Origin of the sequence: Burkholderia sp. Tr-862 (assembly GCF_011753085.1) — a bacterium.
In the GTDB taxonomy this organism is placed as follows: Bacteria; Pseudomonadota; Gammaproteobacteria; order Burkholderiales; family Burkholderiaceae; genus Burkholderia; species Burkholderia ambifaria.
Genome location: NZ_VWWG01000351.1, coordinates 1 through 1797 on the forward strand (window position 1 = coordinate 1; position 1797 = coordinate 1797).

Annotated in this window: 1 protein-coding gene; it reads right to left on the reverse strand. The window is 71.3% G+C overall.

What is annotated here, in order from left to right; all coding sequences use genetic code 11:
- Positions 1-1797: glycoside hydrolase family 2 protein (locus F3J14_RS34735; RefSeq protein ID WP_166726732.1), on the reverse strand; the 1797-nt coding region annotated here is incomplete at both ends.

Consider the following 1797-nt stretch of genomic DNA (forward strand, 5'->3'; position numbering starts at 1 on the left):
TGTTGATCACATGCACGTCGAGGCCGTTCAGCCCTTCGTCGACGAGCAGGACCTGCACCGGCTGAAGCACCTGGCGCAGCGCATACCACGCCGATTTCGGCCGATGCGTGGCATCGATCAAGCCCCACCCGGCGCCCGGCATCACGTCCTGGAACTGCCAGACGAGCGCTCCCGCGCAGCGCGAGCCGGTGCGCCGCCATTCGGCGAAGGTGTCGCGCATCAGGTCCGCGATCGCCGCGCGCGACAGCTCGAAGTAGCGCGACGGATCCTCGCGTCGCAGGCGGTCGGGCACCACGTCGTACAGCGTCTGCAGATAGTGATCGCGAATATCGTCGAAATCCCACGATGTGCCGGGGTCGCGCGGCACGGCCGCCTTCCAGCGCGGCTCATGAACGCCGGGCCAGCCGAGGCTCGCGAGCATCGCGTCGCACGGCACGTTCGCGAACGCGAGGCACTCGCTCGCAAAGCGTACGTCGGCGCGGCGCGCGTCGTCGAGCGGGCGCAGGTACGCGCCGACGCCGTAGTAGTGCGACACGCGCTCGCGCGGCAGGAACGGCAGTGCGCCGCCGTCCGGCGAGTCGGGGACGTAAAGCGCGTCGGGCCGCCGTGCCGCCGCATGGCCGGCGAGGCGCTCGGCGGTCAGTTCGAGGAAGCGCTGCTTCGGCCCGAGCCCCGACATCGCGGCTTGCTGGGCGATCTCGCTGCCGCCGCACAGCACCGCGAGCGACGGCGACGCGCGGTGGCGCGTGAGGAACTGTTCGGCTTCGCGATCGACAGCGTCCGCGAGCGCAAGATCGTCGAGCGCGTAGTCGAAGTTCGCGAACATGAAGTCCTGCCAGACCAGCAGCCCGAGCCGGTCGCACCACGCATGGAATGCGTCGGCCTCGTAGGTCATCGTGCCGCCGACGCGAATCATGTTGAAACCGGCGTCGCGCGCGTGCCCGAGCAAATGGCCATAGGTCGCGTCGTCCGCGTGCAGCGCGAGCGGGGCGGCGCTGCTCCAGCATGCACCGCGTGCGAATACGCGCACGCCATTCACGCGCAGCCCGAACCCCTTGCCGTCGTCGCCCGCGTCCGGTTCGATCGTGCGGAAACCCGTCGCACCGAGCGGCCGACGTTCGGCGCCGATGTGCAGCGCGACGTCGTAGAGCACCGGCTCGCCGTGCGTGTGCGGCCACCAGCGGCGCACGTTCGGCACCGCGACGCTCGCATGCAGCCGGTCGGCGCCAATGCGTTCGAGCGTCGCGTGGTGCTCGCCGCACGACAGCCGGGCCGCGAACGCATCGGGCAGCGGAGCGGCGAACGCGAGTTCCGCATCGAGCCAGCCGGTGTCGCCGTCGAGGCGCGCATGCAGGTCGCAATGGACGAGGACCGGGCCGTCGGCCGGGTCGAGCACGTCGACGGGCCGCCACGGTCCGGTCGGCACGCAGCGCGGAAACCAGCCGGGCATGTGCCCGAGCAGCGACGTGCGAACGGTACGCAGCGTCGCCGGTTCGGCCAGCCGCGTGCGCCAGCGTGCACGGCGCGACGCGCGCGCGTCGCGCAGGTGCGGCGCGAGGGCGCGGAAGCAGAGGATGAGCCGGTGTGTGCCGTCGAGCGACACGGGCACGTCGTGCGCGACGAACATGCTGTCCGAGCGCAGGATCGGCGTGTTGTCGAGCCATGCCTCGGCGAGCGTCGCGAGCCCGTGAAAGCGCAGCACGCGCGGCCCGTGTCCGCGCAGTTCGACGCGATACCAGTGGTCGCGCTCGTCGAGCGACGCCGTATCGTCAAACTGGCCGGCCAGCGCGAGCGCTT